Genomic DNA, 20,812 nt, shown 5'->3' on the forward strand with positions numbered 1-20,812 from the left:
GATATGCGTCTAGATAAGTTTTTAAAAGTATCACGTTTAATTAAAAGAAGAACATTAGCGAAAGAAGTAGCTGATCAAGGAAGAATAGCAATTAATGGTCAAGTGGCAAAAGCGAGTTCGGATGTGAAGGTAGCTGATGAATTAACAATTCGTTTTGGTCAAAAAATAGTAACTGTAAAAATAAACGAATTGAAAGAAACGACTAAAAAAGAAGATGCAGCAAATATGTATAGCCTAGTTCGCGAAGAAAAAGTAAAGGCTGAAGAAGGCTTGTTCTAAAATTAATTATCCCTTCATACATTACTATTAGCTAGTATAAATGTATGGGGGGATTTACGTGAATAATGGTTACTCACCTATGTCTTCTAATCAACAAAATGTTTCTGTAGAGCATGATATTATTATGCGTGGCAGGCGTATAATTGATATTACCGGTGTAAAGCAGGTAGAGAGTTTTGATAGCGAAGAGTTTTTGCTTGAGACTGTAATGGGCTTTTTAACAATTCGTGGTCAAAATTTGCAAATGAAAAATTTAGATGTGGAAAAAGGTGTTGTATCGATTAAAGGGAAAGTTCATGAGATGCTGTATATTGATGAGAATCAAGGGGAGAAAACTAAAGGATTCTTTAGTAAGTTGTTTAAATGAGCCTAACAATTCAGTTGTATACGATGCTCTCAATGATCGGAATGGGTGCTTGGGTTGGGGCATCTTTAGATACATACCAACGATTTTTAAATCGTCAGGAACGTAAACGTTGGCTTGTATTTATATATGATATACTATTTTGGATTGTCCAAGCGTTATTCGTTTTTTACGTATTGCTTCTTGTAAATGAAGCTGAACTACGTATATATGTATTTTTGGCATTATTATGTGGTTTTGCGGCGTATCAAAGCTTATTGAAAGTAATATACATGAGATTGTTAAATTTTCTCATCTATATTTTTATGCAAACAACACACTTTTTTGTTCAAATTATAAAGCTACTCATGATAAAACCTGTTATTATTATAGCGCAGCTATTTATTGCATTTATATTATTCTTATTTCGTATACTGCTTTCAATTGGACATGTGTTATGGAAAATGGTGATTTGGATATTACTTTTCATATGGAAAGTTTTTTTCTGGCCTGTTCGATTTATTGCTTCGCTCATATGGAAACTTCTCCCTAATCGTGTTAAACTTTTTATAATGAAACATGTAGGGTTCCTGCAATATATAGCAAAATTAAAGGGACATATCTTCCAATTATGGGAGCGTATAAAAAAGAAGTTAGGGGGACCTCGGAAATGAGGGAACTGAGACAAAGAACAATCGAAAAACAGAGTCCAAATCCTGTTAAAGAGCATATAATACAAACGGATGAGAACAGGAAGCGACTTTATCGCCGTTTAGCGGTTTTTCTTGTCTTTGCTTTTACAATTATTGCGAGTATTAGTGTAACGTTTTATCAACAAAACAGTTCCATTAGAGCAAAAGAAGCAAAAGTTAAGGACATGAAAAAAGAACTGGATTCATTAACGAATAAAGAAAAAAGTCTAAAAGACGAAGTTCAAAAGTTAAATGATGAAGAGTACGTATTAAAGATTGCTAGAAGGGATTATTTCTTCTCTGGAAAAGGGGAGATAATTTTTCCTGTTTCTAAGTAGAGTATGTCTTATTGACACTATATTTTAGGATTATATATAATAAAGTAAAATTTGACTTTTTAACCACTAAGGAGGAGCATTTTTTTTATGTCAATCGAGGTAGGCAGCAAGTTACAGGGTAAAGTAACAGGTATTACAAATTTTGGGGCTTTTGTGGAGCTGCCAGAAGGCTTAACGGGTCTTGTTCATATTAGTGAAGTTGCTGATAATTATGTGAAAGATATTAACGATCACTTAAAAGTGGGCGACCAAGTAGAAGTAAAAGTTATTAACGTTGAAAAAGATGGCAAGATCGGTCTATCTATTAAAAAAGCGAAAGAGCGTGAAAAAACAGAAGGAGATCGTCCACGTGGTGAATACCAACGCGGTGGCGGCGATCAACAACGTTCTGGACGTCCACAACGTAATAATCGTTCTTTCAACAGAGATAACCGTGGCGGCGGTAACGAACGAGCTCCAAAAGAAACATTCGAGCAAAAGATGGCACGTTTCTTAAAGGATAGTGAAGATCGTTTAACTTCTTTAAAGCGTAACACAGAATCTAAACGTGGTGGCCGTGGCGCACGTCGCGGATAATAAGAACGTTTAATTCTTAGCATATAGAGAGGTACCCGGGGCGATTGCTCAGGGTGCTTTTTTATATGTGAAAATATATTTTTAAAAAAGTTTTTGAGATGTGTTGACTTTAAATCATATCTGAGGTAAGATACTAATTGTCCGTTAAATAAGACGACATGGCGGTGTAGCTCAGCTGGCTAGAGCGTACGGTTCATACCCGTGAGGTCGGGGGTTCGATCCCCTCCGCCGCTATATTTAATTTAACGGCCCGTTGGTCAAGTGGTTAAGACACCGCCCTTTCACGGCGGTAACACGGGTTCGAATCCCGTACGGGTCATCCTAAAAAGATCATGCAAATTTGCATGATCTTTTTTTGTTAAATAAATTAAGACGTACAACACTTCTACAAAATTACCCTATATTTTCTGAATGTTCGATTAAAATATTGGGAATACATTACATACCGTGTATATATGTAGAGTTATTTCGAATAAAAAGTCGAACGATTATAAAAGTGAAAACTGTTGTTTTGACAAAAATCCCAATAATCATCTTTTATAATGACAGTAATTAAACTATGCAGGTGGTGTTAAAAATATGCCTAAAGCAGGAAGGAATACTATGAATACAAGTGCATTGGCAATGAATGAGAGTCAGCTTGGAGCAGGAAAGTGGACAAGTAAGTTGCGAATGAAGTTTGAACAAGTTTTCTTTAGATGGGGATTTATTATTGTTGTTATTGGTTTTCTTTTGGGAAGAGCATATATATTAACAAACATTTTACCGTTTGCACTGCCATTTTTTGCTGCTGTTTATGTTATGAAGCGGGATAAAATGCCGCTCGCGTTCTTGGCCCTAATGGGGGGCGCACTTTCAGTTTCGATAGATAATTTATTCTTTACCTTTGCATCTATTTTTACTTTCTTCATTTATAATATCTTCTTTAGTCGGTTTACACGTAAAACTGTCGGACTTGTTCCATTCCAAGTATTTATCTCCGCATTAACCGCACATTTGGTTGTCGTATATTTTGCGCAACAAACTGTTACCATGTACGATTTACTCGTTAGTACGATTGAGGCAGGGCTTAGCTTCGTATTAACTATGATATTTTTACAAAGTGTTCCGCTCTTAGTGGAACGAAAAGGTAAACAACAAGCGCTAGAGACAGAAGAAATTGTTTGTTTAATTATATTACTAGCATCTGTTTTAACAGGTACAACAGATTGGTTTGTATATGACGCTTCTATTCAACATATTTTTACTAGGTATTTAGTGCTCGTGTTTGCATTTATTGCGGGGGCGGCTACAGGATCTACAGTGGGGGTCGTCACTGGATTAATATTAAGTTTAGCGAATGTCTCCAGTTTGTCTCAACTTAGTCTGCTTGCTTTTTCTGGGTTGCTTGGTGGTTTGTTAAAAGAAGGGAAGCGTTTAGGTGTTAGTTTAGGTTTATTAATTGGGACGAGCTTGATTACGCTATATGTAGACAAGCAAACAAACATAGTGACAACTTTAATTGAATCGGGTGTGGCGATTGCGTTCTTCTTATTAACACCGAAACTTGTTATGGATCGTATTGCTAAATTCATGCCAGGCACACAGGAACATTCGCAAGATCAACAACAGTATTTAAGAAGGATGCGTGATGTTACAGCGAATAAAATTAATCAATTTGCCAATGTATTTGCTGCTTTATCTAATAGCTTTTCTGTATATGGATATGTGGAGGAGGAAGATAAAGAGACAGAGGCAGATTTATTCTTAAGTACAATTACTGCAAAAACATGTCAAACATGTTTTAAAAAGGACCAATGCTGGGTAGTTAATTTCGATAAAACGTACGATTATATGAAACAAATAATGAGTGAAACGGAAGAAGGGACGTTGCAGCATAATCGGAAGTTAGTTCGTGAATGGGACAAGCATTGTGTGAGAGGGAAGAAAGTGACGGATTTAGTAGCTGGTGAATTAGATCATTTCTATGAGGGGCAGAAATTACGAAAACAAATGAAAGAAAATCGTAGAATAGTAGCGGAGCAACTATTAGGTGTATCAAAAGTTATGGAGGATTTTGCTAAGGAGATACAAAGAGAACGAGAAAATCATCAAGTACAAGAAGAACAGATTTTGCAAGCGTTTCGTGATTTTGGCGTAGAAATAGAGCACGTTGATATTTATTGTTTAGATAGAGGAAGTATTGATATTGAAATGCTGATTCCGGTTGTATCTAATGAACATGGAGAGTGTGAAAAATTAGTTGCGCCGATGCTTTCTGATATTCTAAAGGAAAATATAGTTGTTAAACATGAAGAAAAGTCTTCTTATCCAAATGGTCATAGCTTAATATCATTTGGTTCAGCAAAGACGTATTCTCTTGATACTGGATTGGCCACAGCTGCAAAAGGCGGTGGGTTTGTTTCAGGTGATTCTTACGCGATGATGGATCTAAGCGTCGGTAAATATGCGCTTGCAATTAGTGATGGTATGGGAAATGGGCAAAGAGCTCATATGGAGAGTAAAGAAACAGTGAAGTTATTACAAAAAATACTTCAATCAGGCATTGATGAGGAAATAGCGATTAAGTCTATCAATTCTATTCTTTCTTTAAGAACAACAGAAGAGATGTTTACGACGTTAGATTTAGCTATGGTAGATTTGCGAGATGCGAGTGCGAAGTTTTTAAAGATTGGATCGACACCGAGTTTTGTTAAACGCGCAAATAATATTTTGAAAATTGAGGCAAGTAATTTGCCGATGGGGATTATTGAGGATGTTGAAGTTGATGTAGTAGGTGAACAATTAAAAACGGGAGATATTCTTATTATGATGAGTGATGGGATTTTTGAGGGAGCGCAACATGTGGAGAATCATGAACTATGGATGAAACGAAAAATTAAAGAATTACAAACCGAAGATCCACAAGAAATTGCTGATATCATTATGGAAGAGGTGATTCGCTCTGGTGATGGTTATATAAATGACGATATGACTATTGTTGTGGCGAAAGTGAAGAAAAATATGCCGAAGTGGGCTACGATTCCAATTGTAGGAATGCAGGCACAATAAAGTGAAACTTTAAGTATGATGTTTCGTTCTAAAAACCTAGGTGAATGCCTAGGTTTTTTTGCTTTAAAAGATAATGGTATTATTTTTGTGAATATGTACGGATGATGTAAGATAAAAATGTAATTTTTGTATATCTTTTTTTTGCACAATGTTTGTAAAAGTTGTACCATTATAAACAAGGTAACTAACGTTGCTGTTCTTGTTTAATGAAAGGTGATTACGAGGTTGAAAGATACATTTGTTGAAAAGGTAGATGACTTTGTAAAGCAGCATGATGTATTAAAGGAACATTCAACAATTGTTGTAGGGGTTTCTGGTGGTCCTGACTCTTTGGCTCTTCTATATTATTTGTTAGAAAAAAGAGCAGCAAAACAGTTTGAAATTGTAGTGGCACATGTGGATCATATGTTTAGAGGTGATGAATCTCATGAGGACCTACAGTTTGTGCAGGACCTTTGTAAGGGACTGGGAGTTATTTGCGAAACGATAAGGATTAATGTGTCGCAATATCAACAGCAATACGGGATGAATGCACAAGTTGCTGCTAGAGAATGCAGATATGCATTTTTGGAAAGAATAATGAAGAAATATGATGCGAGATATGTAGCTCTTGGACATCATGGTGATGACCAAGTAGAGACTATTTTAATGCGCCTTGTGCGAGGGAGTACTCCGAAAGGATATGCAGGCATTGCAGTGAAGCGTCCTTTTCATAATGGATATTTAATTAGGCCGTTACTTGGAGTAACGAAGGAAGAAATTGTTGATTACTGTAATAAGCTAAAAATAATTCCTCGTATAGATCCAAGTAATAAAAAGGAAGTATATACAAGGAATCGATTACGTAAATATGTCCTTCCGCATTTGAAAGAAGAAAATTCACAAGTGCATGAGAAATTCCAAAAATTTAGCATGCAGATGCAAGAGGATGAGGCGTATTTGCAGGAATTAGCTTTTGAGAAAATGAATAAAGTAATTACAAAAAAAAGTGATAAACAAATTAGCTTATCAATTCCTGCCTTTGAATCCATGTCTATGCCTTTACAAAGAAGAGGGATTCAACTAATATTAAACTATCTTTATGAATATAAGATTCCATCTTCTCTTTCCTCTATACATATTGACAAAGTGATTGAGTTTTTTAAGCGGACACAACCTTCGGGTTCACTTGATTTCCCAGGTGATTTAAAAATTGTTCGCGCATACGAGGAGTGCAGCTTTGGATTTAAACAAGAAATCGTTTCTCCTTTTTTACAAGATTTATCAGTGCCCGGGACAATTACGCTATCGAACGGGGATAAGCTTGTAGCAGAGGTGAGCGAAGATATACCAAGTAACATGAATGAAACAGTATTTGTTGCTAAGTATAATGATATATCATATCCACTCCGTATTCGTTCTAGAGAAAATGGAGATCGTATGTCAATACAAGGTATGAATGGCACAAAAAAGATAAAAACTATTTTTATCGAAGCAAAAGTACCAAGAGAAAAAAGAGAAGAATGGCCGGTCGTTTGTGATGCAAGTGGGAATATTATTTGGATACCCTTGTTGAAGCGATCTGCATTTGCTATCTCGAAAGAGACGGCAAAGAAGGATAAATATATGATTATTCACTACAAAAGCAAGGAGTCTTCCGGGAGGATAATGAAATGATGAATCAAGATATCGAAAAAGTATTAATTTCTGAAGAACAAATACAAGAAAAGGTGCTCGAATTAGGCGCAATTATTGCAGAGGATTATAAAAACACAGTACCTCTTGCAATCGGTGTATTAAAGGGTGCAATGCCATTCATGGCAGATTTATTAAAGAGAACAGATACATATCTTGAAATGGACTTTATGGCTGTATCTAGTTATGGTCACTCTACTGTTTCAACAGGCGAAGTGAAAATTTTAAAAGACCTTGATACTTCTGTAGAAGGTCGCGATATTTTAATCGTTGAAGATATTATTGATAGCGGTCTTACGCTAAGCTACTTAGTAGACCTATTTAAATATCGTAAAGCGAAATCTGTAAAAATTGTTACGTTATTAGATAAGCCAACAGGCCGCAAAGTAGATTTGAAAGCGGATTATGTTGGATTTACTGTACCGCATGAATTTGTTGTAGGGTATGGATTAGATTATAAAGAGCAGTACCGTAATCTTCCTTATGTAGGAGTATTAAAACCAAGCGTTTACTCAAATTAATTAAATACAGGCGTCACAATTGTATAGGAAATTTTTTCTATGTTACGATTTACTATAGTGTTTATGCCGTGAGAGGAGGTTAGGAATGAATCGTATCTTCCGTAATACCATCTTTTATTTACTGATATTCCTAGTAGTAATTGGGATCGTGAGCTATTTTAATGGTTCGACACAAAAAACGACATCAGTTAGCTACGATAAATTCATTACTAAACTAGAAAAAGGTGAAGTGCGTAATGTGCAACTTCAACCGAAAAATGGTGTATTTGAGGTAAAGGGACAATTTAACAACTCTAGCCAAGGAGAACAATTTGTTACTTATGCACCAAATACTGAGGAATTACAAAAGAAAATTAATGACAAAGCGCAAGGTGCTGAAGTTAAGTATCAACCAGCAGAAGAAACAAGTGCTTGGGTAACATTCTTTACTTCTATCATTCCGTTTGTTATTATCTTCATTTTATTCTTCTTCTTATTAAACCAAGCTCAGGGCGGCGGTAGCCGTGTTATGAACTTCGGGAAAAGTAAGGCGAAGTTATATAATGACGAAAAGAAAAAAGTTCGTTTCAGAGATGTTGCTGGAGCGGATGAAGAGAAACAAGAGCTTGTTGAGGTAGTTGAATTCTTGAAAGACCCTCGTAAGTTCGCTGAAGTTGGTGCCCGTATTCCGAAGGGTGTTCTATTAGTAGGACCTCCAGGTACAGGTAAAACTTTACTAGCACGTGCCGTTGCAGGTGAGGCAGGCGTTCCATTCTTCTCTATCAGTGGTTCTGATTTCGTAGAGATGTTCGTCGGTGTCGGTGCATCACGTGTACGTGATTTATTCGAAAACGCAAAGAAAAATGCTCCTTGTATCATTTTCATTGATGAAATTGATGCGGTAGGACGTCAACGTGGCGCAGGTCTTGGTGGTGGCCATGATGAGCGTGAGCAAACGTTGAACCAATTACTTGTTGAAATGGATGGATTCGGTGCAAACGAAGGTATTATTATCATCGCTGCGACAAACCGTCCTGATATTCTTGACCCAGCGTTATTACGTCCAGGTCGTTTTGACCGTCAAATTACAGTAGATCGTCCAGATGTAAATGGCCGTGAAGCTGTACTGAAAGTACATGCTCGTAATAAACCGCTTGATGAGAATATCAACTTAAGAGCAATTGCAACTCGTACACCAGGATTCTCTGGTGCCGATCTTGAAAACTTATTAAACGAAGCTGCTTTAGTGGCTGCGCGTCAAGATAAGAAGAAAATTGATATGAGTGACATTGATGAAGCAACGGATCGTGTTATTGCAGGTCCGGCTAAGAAGAGTCGTGTTATCTCTGAAAAAGAACGTAATATCGTTGCTTTCCATGAAGCGGGCCACACTGTAATTGGTGTTGTTCTTGATGAAGCTGATGTCGTTCATAAAGTAACAATTGTCCCTCGTGGTCAAGCTGGTGGATATGCAGTAATGCTTCCGAAAGAAGATCGTTACTTCATGACAAAGCCAGAGTTACTTGATAAAATCACTGGTTTACTTGGTGGTCGAGTAGCTGAGGAGATTGTATTTGGTGAAGTGAGTACAGGTGCTCACAACGACTTCCAACGTGCGACTGGCATTGCAAGACGTATGGTTACGGAATTCGGTATGAGTGATAAGCTTGGACCGATGCAATTTGGTAGCTCACAAGGTGGTCAAGTGTTCTTAGGAAGAGACTTCCATTCAGAACAAAACTACAGTGATGCAATTGCACATGAAATCGATGTGGAAATGCAAACGATTATGAAAGACTGTTATGCTCGTGCGAAAGAAATTCTTACTGAAAATCGTGATAAACTAGATCTTATTGCGAAAACGCTACTTGAAGTAGAAACGTTAGATGCAGAGCAAATCAATCATTTATGTGATTACGGCAGATTGCCAGAACGTCCAACGTCTTCAGCTGATGTGAAAGTAAACATCAACATGAAGAAGGACGATGAAGAATCAGAAGATAAGTAAGAGATGAAGGAGTGACGATAGTCACTCCTTTTTTATTTGTGAAACGAAATGAAGTAGAAAAAGAATTTAAATAAATTTGGTATTAAAAATTGAAATAGAGCGTAATCTTTTTGTAAAATGATGAGGATAGAAAAGCTGATTATATAAGTATGTGTGATATGATGTTTTTATAAGTTTTATACATACTGAACAAATATAGATTAAATAAGATAAGTGGTGAGAATATGATTTTTGTATTGGATGTAGGGAACACAAATGCTGTGCTAGGCGTGTTTGAAGAGGGGGAACTTCGTCAACATTGGCGCATGGAAACAGATCGTCATAAGACAGAAGATGAATATGGAATGCTTGTAAAGCAGTTGCTTGAGCATGAAGGTCTTTCGTTTGAAGATGTGAAAGGTATTATCGTGTCTTCAGTCGTACCACCAATTATGTTTGCTTTAGAGCGCATGTGTGAAAAATATTTTAAAATTAAACCGCTTGTAGTAGGTCCTGGAATAAAAACAGGGCTAAATATTAAATATGAAAATCCACGTGAAGTAGGCGCGGACCGAATTGTAAATGCGGTAGCAGGAATCCACTTATATGGAAGTCCGCTTATTATTGTCGATTTCGGTACGGCTACTACATATTGTTATATTAACGAAGAAAAGCATTATATGGGTGGAGTTATTACGCCGGGAATTATGATTTCAGCAGAGGCTTTATATAGTAGAGCGGCAAAACTTCCTCGTATTGAAATTACAAAACCAAGCAGTGTTGTTGGAAAGAATACGGTAAGTGCGATGCAATCGGGTATTCTTTATGGTTATGTTGGACAAGTGGAAGGTATTGTTAAGCGTATGAAAGAGGAAGCTAAACAAGAACCGAAAGTTATTGCAACAGGTGGATTGGCGAAATTAATTTCAGAAGAATCGAATGTAATTGATGTTGTAGATCCATTTTTAACATTAAAAGGTTTGTATATGTTATACGAGCGTAATGCAAATTTACAGCATGAGAAAGGTGAATAAATGAGTATGAAAGATTATTTAGTAAAAGCGTTAGCGTTTGATGGAGAAGTCCGTGCATATAGTGTACGTACTACAAACACAGTAAGTGAGGCGCAAAGACGTCATGATACATGGAGAACAGCTTCGGCGGCACTTGGTCGTTCTTTAACTGCAGGTACAATGATGGGCGCAATGTTAAAAGGTGACCAAAAGTTAACGATTAAGGTAGAAGGTAATGGTCCGATTGGTCCCATCTTAGTAGATGCTCATGCAAATGGGGATGTACGTGGTTATGTGACGAATCCACATGTTGATTTTGAAGGAACGGAACAAGGGAAATTACGTGTATATCAAGCGGTAGGCACTGAAGGATTTGTAACAGTAATTAAAGATATTGGTATGCGTGAGCCGTTTATTGGTCAATCTCCAATTGTTTCAGGAGAATTAGGGGAAGACTTCACGTATTATTTTGCAGTTTCTGAGCAAACACCTTCTTCTGTAGGAGTTGGCGTTCTTGTAAATGGAGATGACAGCGTATTAGCGGCAGGTGGATTTATCCTTCAAATTATGCCAGGTGCACAGGAAGAAACAATTTCATTCATTGAAGATCGTTTACAGAATATCCCTCCTGTATCAACGTTAATCGAACAAGGGCTTTCTCCAGAAGAGTTACTGTATGCAGTTCTTGGAGAAGATAAAGTAAAAGTATTAGAAACGATGGATGTTCAATTTAATTGCACATGCTCACGCGAACGTATTGAGAGTGTATTAATTAGTTTAGGTAAATCAGAGTTAGAGCAAGTTCGTGCAGAAGAAGAAGAGACAGAAGTTCATTGTCATTTCTGTAATGAGCGATACAAGTTCTCTAAAGAAGATATTACAAATTTAATTGAGAGTTTGTAATAAGGGAATTAAGGGGATTCACCCCCTAAATAGATTGACAAACAGGGAATTTTCTGACAAAATCTAAATATAGATAAAACCAATAAAAATACTCGGTGTTAGGAGTGACAGGAATGCGAGTGGCACAATCAGTTTCAGAATTAATCGGGAAAACGCCGATCGTTAAGTTGAACCGCATCGTAGAATCAGACAGCGCAGATATATACTTAAAATTAGAATTTATGAATCCGGGGAGCAGCGTTAAAGATCGTATTGCATTAGCTATGATTGAAGATGCTGAGAAAAAAGGATTATTAAAAGAAGGCGATACAATCATTGAACCGACAAGTGGTAACACAGGAATTGGTTTAGCGATGGTAGCGGCCGCTAAAGGATATAAGGCAATTTTAGTAATGCCAGAAACAATGAGTATTGAGCGTCGTAATTTATTACGTGCTTACGGTGCGGAATTAGTATTGACTCCAGGGCCTGAAGGAATGGGTGGAGCAATTCGTCAAGCGACTGAATTAGCAAAAGAGCATGGTTACTTTATACCGCAACAATTCAAAAATCAATCGAATCCAGAAATTCATCGTTTAACAACAGGGCCAGAAATTGTTGAACAGATGGGCGATCAATTAGATGCGTTTATTGCAGGTATTGGTACAGGTGGAACGATTACTGGTGCTGGTGAAGTACTGAAGGAAGCGTATAAAGATATTAAAATTTATGCAGTAGAACCTGCGGATTCACCAGTATTATCTGGTGGGAAACCAGGTCCACATAAAATCCAAGGAATTGGAGCGGGATTCATCCCGGAGACATTGGATGTAGAAGTATATGATGAAATTGTTCAAGTGAAAACGGAGCAAGCATTTGAATATGCAAGAAGAGTGGCTAAAGAGGAAGGTATTTTAGTTGGTATCTCTTCTGGAGCGGTTATTTATGCGGCAACAGAAATTGCGAAAAAGTTAGGTAAAGGGAAAAAGGTACTTGTTATTATCCCAAGTAACGGTGAACGTTATTTAAGTACACCACTTTATCAATTTGAGTCTTAATTATATGTGATTGAAAAAGCATCCTTGAAAAAGGATGCTTTTTCTTTTTGGATTGGAAATAGGAAAAGAGTGAATGACTAGAAAACTTCATGTAAAATAAGAGGTAGTATAATTAATTTATTTTCACTAGCCTTCGAGTATAACCGTTCTATATACATAATGAATGTAGTTTCTGGTGGTTACTTTAAGAGGGTGGGATAAAAGAAGACGGGGTGTTGATATGCAACGAAGAAAATCTTTAGCGCTTTCTATTCCATATCAGTTAGATTTCTTTAAGCAATATAAATTTCTTTCTAAGGATAAACCGCAACATATTTTGTTAGAAAGTGGACGTGGCGGTCGTTATAACATTGTGGGGTTGAACCCAGTAGCGGTAATCCGAGGGAAGGGCGAGACGTTACATATAAGCGAAAGTGGTAAGGAAACAATAAAGCAAGGAAACCCATTAGATTTAATGCAGGAATATATGGAGCGATGGGAAACGGACTATAATCCGGAATACCCGCCATTTCAAGGTGGTGCGATTGGTTACTTTAGTTATGATTGCATCCGTTATATTGAAAAACTTCCTTCTCTTGCGGAGGATGACATTAATATACCTGATATATTCTTTTTATTATTTGATGATGTGTTTGTGTATGATCAAGAAGAGAAAGTATTATGGATTATTACACATTATGTAGATAAGCATGAAGAGGCAAAAGAGCGATTAAATGAGTGGAAGGTTCTTTGGGTGACAGAAGCGCCGGAAGTGACTATACCATTTGCATGCCCTGAAAAGAAAAGTGAAGCAGTTGCTTTTACAGAAGAAAGCTTTATGAAGGCGGTTGAATGTATTCAAGAATATATTGGTGCTGGTGATGTGTTCCAAGTAAACTTGTCGACGAGACAAGAAAGAACGTTACAAACACACCCGCTAGAAATTTATACAAGTCTTCGTGAAATTAATCCATCTCCATATATGGGTTACTTGGAGCTTGGAGATTTTCAAATTGTTAGTGGATCGCCAGAGTTGTTAATTAAGAAACAAGGAACCGAAGTGAGTACAAGGCCAATTGCTGGAACGAGATCTAGAGGGGCGAATGAACAAGAGGATGAAGCATTAGCCAGAGAATTAATTGAGAACGAAAAAGAAAGAGCAGAGCACGTCATGCTTGTGGATTTAGAACGAAATGATTTAGGGCGTGTTTGTAAATATGGCACTGTAGAAGTAGATGAGTTTATGGTAATCGAGAAATACTCACATGTAATGCATATTGTTTCTAATGTTCGTGGTGAGGTAGATGAAGATAAAGATGCTTTTGATTTAGTGAAGGCTGTATTCCCTGGGGGAACAATTACTGGTGCCCCGAAAATACGTACGATGGAAATTATTGAAGAATTAGAACCTGTTCGCAGAGGGATTTATACAGGTTCAATCGGTTGGATCGGTTATTCTGGAGATACAGAATTGAATATTGTAATTAGAACACTTCTTGCTAAAGATGGAAAGGCTCATGTACAAGCGGGAGCAGGAATTGTAATTGATTCAAATCCGGAAAATGAATATAAAGAGTCGTTAAAAAAGGCGATTGCTTTATGGCGTGCAAAAGAACGTAGTGAAGAAACGGTTAGGTGAGAGAAATGATATTAATGATTGATAATTATGATTCTTTTACATTTAATTTAGTGCAGTTTCTAGGAGAACTTGGACAAGAGCTTGTTGTTAAACGTAACGATGAAGTGACCATTTCAGATATTGAGAATATGAAACCAGACTTTTTAATGATTTCACCAGGTCCGTGTAGTCCGAATGAAGCAGGTATTAGTATGGAGGTTATTCAATACTTTGCTGGAAAGATTCCGATTTTTGGAGTTTGTCTTGGGCACCAATCCATTGCACAAGTGTTTGGTGGAGAGGTTGTTCGTGCTGAGCGCTTAATGCATGGGAAAACGTCGCTTATGCATCATGACGGAAAGACGATTTTTTCGGATATTCCTAATCCGTTTACTGCGACGCGCTATCATTCCCTTATCGTTAAGAAAGAGACGTTACCTGATTGCTTAGAGGTAACATCTTGGACGGAAGAAGGGGAAATTATGGCGCTCCGTCATAAAACGTTACCGATTGAAGGTGTACAGTTCCATCCGGAATCGATTATGACTTCCCACGGGAAAGAGTTGTTACAGAATTTCATTCGTAAATACAGTCCAAGTGTGACATCATGTTAATTTACGTAAATGGTGAGTATGTAGAAGCGAATGAAGCAAGAATTTCTCCTTATGACCATGGTTATTTATATGGCCTTGGAGTTTTTGAGACATTTCGTATTTATAATGGTCATTCTTTCTTATTGGATGATCATTATGATCGTTTAATAGATGCGTTGAATACATTGCAAATTAAATGGACAATGACGAAAGATGAAGTGTTGCTTATTTTGAAGAACCTACTCGTTAAGAATGAATTAGAGCATGCGTATGTCCGTTTTAATGTCTCGGCGGGTATAGATGAAATTGGATTGCAAACGGAAATGTATGAAGAGCCGTCTGTTATTGTTTTTATAAAACCTTTAGCAGCCCCGGGAGATGTAGTGGAAAAAGAAGGGGTTGTTTTAAAGCAAGTGCGAAATACACCAGAAGGTGCATCCCGCTTGAAGTCTCATCATTATTTAAATAATATTTTAGGGAAACGTGAACTTGGAAACGTTGTGAATAAGGAAGGTATTTTCCTTACTGAAACAGGTTATGTTGCAGAGGGTATTGTTTCGAATCTCTTTTTCGTAAAAGGTAGTATTTTATATACACCTTCGTTAAAAACGGGGATTTTAAATGGTATCACTCGTGCGTTTATTATAAAGGTTGCTGAAGAGTTAGGGGTAGAAGTAAAGGAAGGTTTCTTTACAAAAGATGAATTACTTTCAGCTGATGAAGTTTTCATAACAAACTCGATTCAAGAAATTGTTCCACTTTATCATATAGAGGGACGAGATTTCCCGGGTAAAGTAGGTATGGTTACAAAAAGGTTTATGAGTCTTTATGAAATGCAGAGAGAGAAATTGTGGAGCAGAAATGAATTGTGAAGAGGAGATGTGTAGTTTGAAGTGGGATTATGATTTGCGCTGCGGCGAATATACATTGAACTTAAATGAAAAAACCTTAATTATGGGGATTTTAAATGTAACACCAGATTCGTTTTCTGATGGTGGGAGTTACAACGAGATAGAGGCTGCGGTTCGCCATGCGAAAGAAATGCGGGATGAAGGTGCTCATATTATTGATATCGGCGGTGAATCTACTCGCCCGGGTTTTGCTAAAGTATCAGTGGAAGAAGAAATCAAGCGAGTCGTTCCGATGATTCAAGCTGTTTCAAAAGAAGTGAAATTGCCTATCTCTATCGACACGTATAAAGCAGAAGTTGCAAAACAGGCAATAGAGGCGGGTGCTCATATTATTAATGATATTTGGGGAGCGAAGGCGGAACCAAAAATCGCTGAAGTTGCAGCTCATTACGATGTACCTATTATTTTAATGCATAATCGCGATAACATGAATTACCGAAATTTAATGGCTGATATGGTTGCTGATTTATATGACAGTATTAAAATTGCTAAAGATGCTGGTGTGCGAGATGAGAATATCATTTTAGACCCAGGCATCGGTTTTGCTAAAACGCCTGAACAAAATTTAGAAGCGATGCGTAATTTAGAACAGTTAAACGTACTAGGTTACCCAGTGCTGTTAGGTACTTCAAGAAAGTCCTTTATTGGGCATGTGCTAGATTTACCGGTAGAGGAACGTCTTGAGGGAACGGGAGCTACCGTTTGTCTCGGTATTGAAAAAGGCTGTGAGTTTGTTCGTGTTCATGATGTGAAGGAAATGTCACGTATGGCTAAGATGATGGATGCGATGATTGGTAAGGGGGTAAAGTAATTGGATAAAATCTATGTTCATGATATGGAGTTTTACGGTTATCATGGTGTATTCCCAGAGGAAAATAAATTGGGCCAGAGATTTAAAGTGGACTTAACGGTGGAATTGGATTTGAAGCAGGCGGGAGAAAGTGATGACTTAGAGCATTCTGTCAATTATGGAGAACTTTTCGAAGTATGTAGAAAAGTTGTTGAAGATAGAACGTATAAGCTTGTGGAGAGTATCGCTGAAAATATTGCTGCAGATATATTGAAACAATATGAGAGTATTTGCCGTTGTACAATTAAAGTAATTAAACCAGATCCGCCGATACCTGGGCATTATCGTGCTGTAGCAGTGGAAATTACGAGAGAACGTCCATGAATAATATAGCTTACATTGCATTAGGCTCAAATATCGGAGAACGTCACACGTATTTAACTGAAGCGATTCAGTTTTTAAATAAAAACCCGTATATCCAAGTTAACGATGTTTCATCTGTATATGAAACAGAACCAGTTGGCTATACTGACCAAAGTTGCTTTTTAAATTTAGTTGTAAAAATTTCTACCAATTTATCACCGCAAGAGTTATTGAAAGTTACGCAAAGAGTAGAGAATGATTTAGGAAGAAAAAGGGAAATTAGGTGGGGTCCGAGGACCATCGACCTTGACATTTTGCTATATAATCAAGAAAATATTGAAGCAGAGAATCTTATTGTTCCGCATCCGCGGATGTTCGAAAGAGCTTTTGTTATCGTTCCGTTGTTAGAGATTAATCAAGATATTAAACAAAACATTTCACGTTCACAAGTAGAAGAAATGAAAAGGCGAGAGGGAGTAACGGTATGGAAGCAGAAAAATGGGGAAGACGCATTCGTGCTTTTCGAAAGCTAAAAGGCTACACGCAAGAAGGTTTTGCGAAAGAGTTAGGGGTATCTGTATCTGTTTTAGGTGAAGTTGAGAGAGGGAATCGATCGCCTTCCCAAGATTTTGTAGTGGAAGTTGCTAAGGCACTGAAGGTTTCGGTGGAGGAATTAATGCCTAAGTGACTATGAAGGAAGGAGTAAGTCGAGTGTTAAAGATCGCAAATATTGAGATGAAAAACCCGGTTGTATTAGCACCGATGGCGGGAGTGTGTAATTCTGCATTCCGTTTGACAGTAAAAGAATTTGGTGCAGGCCTAGTTTGTGCTGAAATGGTAAGTGATAAAGCGATATTGCTTAATAACAAAAGAACATTAGATATGTTATATATTGATGAAAGAGAAAAACCATTAAGTTTACAAATTTTCGGCGGAGAGAAAGAAACTCTTGTAGATGCTGCGAAATATGTAGATAAATATACGACAGCAGACATTATTGATATTAATATGGGGTGCCCAGTACCGAAAATCATAAAGTGTGATGCGGGAGCGAAGTGGCTTTTAGACCCGAATAAAATATATGAAATGGTAGCGGCAGTTGTAGATGCTGTTGAAAAGCCGGTTACAGTTAAGATGCGTATTGGTTGGGATGCAGATCATATTTTTGCAATTGAGAATGCGAAAGCTGTTGAGCGTGCTGGCGGACAAGCGGTAGCGGTTCATGGGCGTACACGAGTACAAATGTATGAAGGGAAAGCAGATTGGGATATTATTAAACAAGTAAAGCAAGCTGTAAATATCCCGGTTATCGGAAATGGTGATGTCGAAACACCACAAGATGCAAAGCGTATGCTTGATGAAATTGGTGTAGATGGTGTTATGATTGGTCGCGCTGCCCTTGGGGACCCGTGGATGATTTATCGTACGGTAAAGTATTTGGAAACGGGTGAATTAATGCCGGAGCCAACAGTGCGCGAGAAAATTGACGTATGTATGTTGCATCTAGATCGTCTTATCGATTTAAAGAATGAAAATGTCGCTGTAAGAGAGATGAGAAAGCATGCAGCTTGGTATTTAAAGGGTGTTCGTGGTAATGCAACTGTACGTAATGGAATCAATGCTTGTAATACGCGTGAAGACCTTGCGAATGTATTAGGTGCATTTGTAGAAGAAGTAGAAGCGAAACAACAAACAATTCACGTTGGTTAATAATAGATAGGGAAGATTGACATTCTTCTATACACTTCCTATAATTACGTGAAAGAAAGAAGAACTGCCAGCTGGTTGCTGGCAGTTTTTCTAGTTGAGTAGAAAATGCTATACTGTATATATTGTAAAAATTAATAGAGCTGGAGTGATATCAATACCATGGATAACATGAACCACGAAGAATTAAACGACCAATTGCTTGTTCGTCGTGAAAAGTTACATAACTTACGTGAGCAAGGAATCGATCCGTTCGGTAAACGATTTGAACGTACAAATGCAACAAATGACTTATTAAGCTTATATGGAGAGTTCTCTAAAGAAGAATTAGAAGAGAAAGAAATCTCTGTTTCTATCGCTGGTCGTATTATGACAAAACGCGGTAAAGGAAAAGCTGGATTTGCGCATATTCAAGATTTACATGGACAAGTTCAAATTTATGTTCGTAAAGATGCTGTTGGAGATGAAGAGTACGAATTATTTAAAACAGCAGATTTAGGTGACTTAGTAGGTATTGAAGGTAAAGTATTCAAAACAAACGTTGGAGAACTTTCAGTGAAAGCAACGGGCTTTACGCTATTAACGAAATCTCTTCGTCCATTACCGGATAAATATCATGGGTTAAAAGATGTTGAACAACGCTATCGTCAACGTTACTTAGATTTAATTACAAGTATGGAAAGCCGTGAAACATTCGTTACTCGTAGTAAGATCATTCGTGAAATGAGAAGATACTTAGATGACAATGGTTACCTTGAAGTGGAAACACCTATGATGCATGCAATTGCAGGTGGAGCTTCTGCGCGTCCTTTCATTACGCACCATAATGCGTTAGATATGGAATTATACATGCGTATCGCAATTGAACTTCATTTAAAACGCCTTATTGTGGGTGGATTAGAAAAAGTTTATGAAATCGGTCGTGTATTCCGTAATGAGGGTGTGTCAACTCGCCATAACCCAGAGTTTACAATGATTGAATTATATGAGGCGTATGCTGATTATAAAGATATTATGAAACTAACAGAAAATATGGTTGCTCATATTGCGAAGCAAGTACTAGGTACAACAACAATCCAATATGGTGATTATGAAATTAATCTAGAGCCAGAATGGACACGTCTTCATATGGTAGATGCGATTAAAGAACACTCTGGAGCGGATTTCTGGAATCCGATGAGTGTAGAAGAAGCGCGTGAACTTGCAAAAGAACATAATGTAGGTATTAAGGATACGATGGAAGTTGGTCATATTATAAATGAATTCTTCGAACAAAAAGTAGAAGATAAATTAATCCAACCAACGTTTATTTACGGTCATCCGGTAGAAATTTCGCCACTTGCGAAAAAGAATGACGAAGATCCACGATTCACAGATCGTTTCGAATTATTTATCGTTGCACGTGAACATGCAAATGCATTCACTGAGCTAAATGATCCGATTGATCAAAAAGAACGTTTTGAAGCGCAACTAAAAGAGCGCGAGCAAGGTAATGATGAAGCTCACATGATGGATGATGATTATATTGAAGCTCTTGAGTACGGTATGCCTCCTACAGGTGGACTAGGAATTGGTATTGATCGTCTTGTTATGCTATTAACGAATGCACCATCTATTCGTGATGTATTACTATTCCCTGCTATGCGTCATAAACAAGACTAAGCTTTGGAGATTTCTCCAAAGCTTTTTTTATTGGAGTAAGAGTTACGTGGGGATAGTAGTTCTTGAGGGTGCAAGAAATTATATTTATATAGAAGAAATGTGCTGTTTTTATACTTTTTTACTAAGTTAAAAATTTTATTAGAAAAACTATTGCATTTTAATAATCAAACTGGTATATTTATATTCGTTGCCACGAAAGGTAACAAGCAAAACAAACGAAAAACAACTTATTGAAAAAAGTTGTTGACGAAAATATAACAAAATGTTATATTAATAAAGTCGCTTCTGAGCGGCAGACAAGTTCTTTGAAAACTGAACGAAACAAACAACGTGAAACGTCAATTTTTATTTTTAGATGCTAGACAAACTAACTTTATTGGAGAGTTTGATCCTGGCTCAGGATGAACGCTGGCGGCGTGCCTAATACATGCAAGTCGAGCGAATGGATTGAGAGCTTGCTCTCAAGAAGTTAGCGGCGGACGGGTGAGTAACACGTGGGTAACCTGCCCATAAGACTGGGATAACTCCGGGAAACCGGGGCTAATACCGGATAACATTTTGAACTGCATGGTTCGGAATTGAAAGGCGGCTTCGGCTGTCACTTATGGATGGACCCGCGTCGCATTAGCTAGTTGGTGAGGTAACGGCTCACCAAGGCAACGATGCGTAGCCGACCTGAGAGGGTGATCGGCCACACTGGGACTGAGACACGGCCCAGACTCCTACGGGAGGCAGCAGTAGGGAATCTTCCGCAATGGACGAAAGTCTGACGGAGCAACGCCGCGTGAGTGATGAA

At 37.6% G+C, this 20,812-nt stretch carries 21 protein-coding genes, 2 tRNA genes and 1 rRNA gene (1 of these 24 running past the window's edge); all 24 read left to right on the top strand.

The window, feature by feature from the left end:
• Window positions 1-3: 3 nt before the first annotated feature.
• On the top strand, window positions 4-279 hold the full coding sequence (locus ACHZK0_RS00320; RefSeq protein WP_001234875.1) for an RNA-binding S4 domain-containing protein: 276 nt from the start codon (window positions 4-6) through the stop codon (window positions 277-279).
• A 58-nt stretch (window positions 280-337) separates the two neighbouring features.
• Window positions 338-646: a sporulation protein YabP gene (yabP, locus tag ACHZK0_RS00325; protein WP_163072745.1), complete on the top strand. Its 309-nt coding sequence runs from the start codon at window positions 338-340 to the stop codon at window positions 644-646.
• Window positions 643-1,296, top strand: a complete 654-nt coding sequence (gene yabQ / locus ACHZK0_RS00330; protein WP_395761065.1) for a spore cortex biosynthesis protein YabQ — start codon at window positions 643-645, stop codon at window positions 1,294-1,296. The genes yabP and yabQ overlap by 4 nt, the downstream gene beginning before the upstream one ends.
• Window positions 1,293-1,652: a cell division protein DivIC gene (gene divIC, locus ACHZK0_RS00335; RefSeq protein WP_001208737.1), complete on the top strand. Its 360-nt coding sequence runs from the start codon at window positions 1,293-1,295 to the stop codon at window positions 1,650-1,652. The genes yabQ and divIC overlap by 4 nt, the downstream gene beginning before the upstream one ends.
• A gap of 87 nt (window positions 1,653-1,739) precedes the next feature.
• A complete protein-coding gene (locus tag ACHZK0_RS00340; RefSeq protein WP_061678909.1) occupies window positions 1,740-2,228 on the top strand; it encodes a S1 domain-containing RNA-binding protein in 489 nt (162 codons plus the stop codon).
• 160 nt (window positions 2,229-2,388) lie between these two features.
• Window positions 2,389-2,462, top strand: a tRNA-Met gene (locus ACHZK0_RS00345).
• A 13-nt stretch (window positions 2,463-2,475) separates the two neighbouring features.
• A tRNA-Glu gene (locus ACHZK0_RS00350) sits at window positions 2,476-2,547 on the top strand.
• Between the two features lie 260 nt (window positions 2,548-2,807).
• Window positions 2,808-5,279, top strand: coding sequence for a stage II sporulation protein E (gene spoIIE / locus ACHZK0_RS00355; protein ID WP_270343689.1), 2,472 nt, complete (start codon window positions 2,808-2,810; stop codon window positions 5,277-5,279).
• A gap of 225 nt (window positions 5,280-5,504) precedes the next feature.
• Window positions 5,505-6,935: a tRNA lysidine(34) synthetase TilS gene (gene tilS, locus ACHZK0_RS00360; protein WP_000655439.1), complete on the top strand. Its 1,431-nt coding sequence runs from the start codon at window positions 5,505-5,507 to the stop codon at window positions 6,933-6,935.
• Window positions 6,932-7,474 carry a hypoxanthine phosphoribosyltransferase gene (hpt, locus tag ACHZK0_RS00365; RefSeq protein ID WP_000981838.1) on the top strand — a complete coding sequence of 181 codons (543 nt, stop codon included), beginning with the start codon at window positions 6,932-6,934 and terminating at the stop codon, window positions 7,472-7,474. The genes tilS and hpt overlap by 4 nt, the downstream gene beginning before the upstream one ends.
• 85 nt (window positions 7,475-7,559) lie before the next feature.
• Complete coding sequence (ftsH, locus tag ACHZK0_RS00370) at window positions 7,560-9,461, top strand: ATP-dependent zinc metalloprotease FtsH (RefSeq protein WP_001079662.1); 1,902 nt, start codon at window positions 7,560-7,562, stop codon at window positions 9,459-9,461.
• 224 nt (window positions 9,462-9,685) lie between these two features.
• Complete coding sequence (locus ACHZK0_RS00375; protein ID WP_000578367.1) at window positions 9,686-10,474, top strand: type III pantothenate kinase; 789 nt, start codon at window positions 9,686-9,688, stop codon at window positions 10,472-10,474.
• A gap of 6 nt (window positions 10,475-10,480) precedes the next feature.
• Window positions 10,481-11,356, top strand: a complete 876-nt coding sequence (gene hslO, locus ACHZK0_RS00380) for a redox-regulated molecular chaperone HslO (protein WP_262742131.1) — start codon at window positions 10,481-10,483, stop codon at window positions 11,354-11,356.
• 113 nt (window positions 11,357-11,469) lie between these two features.
• On the top strand, window positions 11,470-12,393 hold the full coding sequence (cysK, locus tag ACHZK0_RS00385) for a cysteine synthase A (RefSeq protein ID WP_001261702.1): 924 nt from the start codon (window positions 11,470-11,472) through the stop codon (window positions 12,391-12,393).
• A 220-nt stretch (window positions 12,394-12,613) separates the two neighbouring features.
• On the top strand, window positions 12,614-14,011 hold the full coding sequence (gene pabB, locus ACHZK0_RS00390) for an aminodeoxychorismate synthase component I (RefSeq protein ID WP_262742130.1): 1,398 nt from the start codon (window positions 12,614-12,616) through the stop codon (window positions 14,009-14,011).
• 5 nt (window positions 14,012-14,016) lie between these two features.
• Window positions 14,017-14,604, top strand: a complete 588-nt coding sequence (pabA, locus tag ACHZK0_RS00395; protein WP_262742129.1) for an aminodeoxychorismate/anthranilate synthase component II — start codon at window positions 14,017-14,019, stop codon at window positions 14,602-14,604.
• Window positions 14,598-15,455 carry an aminodeoxychorismate lyase gene (gene pabC, locus ACHZK0_RS00400; protein WP_395761066.1) on the top strand — a complete coding sequence of 286 codons (858 nt, stop codon included), beginning with the start codon at window positions 14,598-14,600 and terminating at the stop codon, window positions 15,453-15,455. The genes pabA and pabC overlap by 7 nt, the downstream gene beginning before the upstream one ends.
• Window positions 15,445-16,305 (top strand): dihydropteroate synthase, encoded by an 861-nt coding sequence (gene folP, locus ACHZK0_RS00405; RefSeq protein ID WP_270343685.1) that lies wholly within the window; start codon window positions 15,445-15,447, stop codon window positions 16,303-16,305. Before pabC ends, folP begins: the two co-directional genes overlap by 11 nt.
• The gene (gene folB / locus ACHZK0_RS00410; RefSeq protein WP_262742126.1) at window positions 16,306-16,668 is read left to right on the top strand and encodes a dihydroneopterin aldolase; all 363 of its coding nucleotides are present in this window, start codon (window positions 16,306-16,308) and stop codon (window positions 16,666-16,668) included.
• Entirely contained in the window at window positions 16,665-17,180 is a 516-nt protein-coding gene (gene folK, locus ACHZK0_RS00415) for a 2-amino-4-hydroxy-6-hydroxymethyldihydropteridine diphosphokinase (protein ID WP_063262637.1), read from the top strand. The genes folB and folK overlap by 4 nt, the downstream gene beginning before the upstream one ends.
• Window positions 17,132-17,335 (top strand): helix-turn-helix domain-containing protein, encoded by a 204-nt coding sequence (locus ACHZK0_RS00420; protein ID WP_000387029.1) that lies wholly within the window; start codon window positions 17,132-17,134, stop codon window positions 17,333-17,335. The genes folK and ACHZK0_RS00420 overlap by 49 nt, the downstream gene beginning before the upstream one ends.
• Before the next feature lie 23 nt (window positions 17,336-17,358).
• Window positions 17,359-18,357, top strand: a complete 999-nt coding sequence (dusB, locus tag ACHZK0_RS00425; RefSeq protein WP_000912237.1) for a tRNA dihydrouridine synthase DusB — start codon at window positions 17,359-17,361, stop codon at window positions 18,355-18,357.
• Between the two features lie 159 nt (window positions 18,358-18,516).
• A complete protein-coding gene (lysS, locus tag ACHZK0_RS00430; protein WP_000369672.1) occupies window positions 18,517-20,016 on the top strand; it encodes a lysine--tRNA ligase in 1,500 nt (499 codons plus the stop codon).
• Window positions 20,017-20,389: 373 nt separating this feature from the next.
• A 16S ribosomal RNA gene (locus tag ACHZK0_RS00435) occupies window positions 20,390-20,812 on the top strand (it continues 1,129 nt past the right edge of the window).

This window comes from Bacillus sp. 3G2 (genome assembly GCF_044324725.1).
In the GTDB taxonomy this organism is placed as follows: domain Bacteria; phylum Bacillota; class Bacilli; order Bacillales; family Bacillaceae_G; genus Bacillus_A; species Bacillus_A mobilis.